This is a genomic window from Synechococcus sp. H55.11, from assembly GCF_047462475.1.
In the GTDB taxonomy this organism is placed as follows: Bacteria; Cyanobacteriota; Cyanobacteriia; order Thermostichales; family Thermostichaceae; genus Thermostichus.
The window spans coordinates 1-1,195 of the sequence record NZ_JANSJI010000182.1; the positions used below are offsets into that span (position 1 = coordinate 1).

Annotated in this window: 1 protein-coding gene; it reads right to left on the reverse strand. The window is 59.5% G+C overall.

The genetic code is table 11. The annotated features are described in order from the left end of the window. The coding region (cfa, locus tag NW853_RS07550; protein WP_414348721.1) for a cyclopropane fatty acyl phospholipid synthase at positions 1 to 1,132 on the reverse strand (1,132 nt) is incomplete at its 3' end. Between the last annotated feature and the right edge of the window lie 63 nt (positions 1,133 to 1,195).

Sequence of the window (1,195 nt, forward strand, 5' to 3'; positions counted from 1 at the left end):
CCGAGCGGTAGCCGCCCCTTACTCCCCTGGGCGAGAGGACTAGTTGCCAAAGCTGGCTGGCGCGGGCCTTGAAGCTGCCGGCACTCATCAGCAGGTAAAGCTTCCACATGCGGCGAAAGCGCTCGTCGTAGCGACCAGCCAGTTGGGGCCATGCCCGCTCAAAATTGGTGTGCCAAGCTTTTAGGGTGGCCACGTAGTTGATCCCAAAGTTGTGCCAGTCTTCCAGAACAAATAGGCCCTCGAAAGCCGCTGTTATCTGACGAGGCGAGGGGAGCATCGAGTTGGGAAAAATGTAGCGCTCAATCCACGGATCCCGCCCTTGGTAAGCAACGTTGGCGCCGATGGTGTGGAGAAGAAACAAGCCATCCTCTTTGAGAAGGCGACGGACTACCTGCATAAATGTTCGGTAGTTGCGGTAGCCCACATGCTCAAACATGCCCACAGAAAGGATCCGATCAAACTTTCCCTGCGTCTGGCGATAGTCTTCCAGCCGGATCTCTACCGGTAGGCCGCGGCAGCGTTCGCTGGCCAGCTTGGCCTGCTCTTGCGAGACGGTGATGCCCACAACCTGCACCCCATAGCGCTCGGCCAGGTACTGTGCCGTGCCGCCCCAACCACAGCCGATGTCGAGCACGCGCATGCCGGGCTGCAGATCCAGCTTGCGGGCAATGAGATCCAGCTTGGCTTCCTGGGCTTCGTCGAGGGTTTGTGCCCCCCCATCCCAATAAGCACAGCTATAGATCAGGCGGCGATCCAGCATGGCCTCGTAGAGATCACTGCCGAGGTCGTAGTGGCGCTGGCCAACCACAAACGCTCCCTTACCCCGCTGGCGGTTGATGAGGCGACTGTCCAAGGCAAGCAGGAGCCGAACCGGCCAGCCCACTTGCTCCACTGCCTGACCGGTGAGGAGACGACAAACCAACTCGTCAATAGCCTCACAATCCCACCACCCCTCCAGGTAGGCCTCGCCAAAGCCCAGGGATCCATAGAGCAGGCAGCGCAGGTAAAGCCGCTCGTCGTGGACTTGCAGATCCCAGGGCCGCGAGCCATTGACGGCTATATCGGCAGCACTCAAGAGCCTAAGCCCATATCGGCGGGCCAGCCAATGCCAGATGCTAAGGCTTTTCCTCATCTCCAGGAACCCCTTGCTATAGGCAAGCCTGGTGAGCGCAACCAGCAATGTATTGCTCAGCTA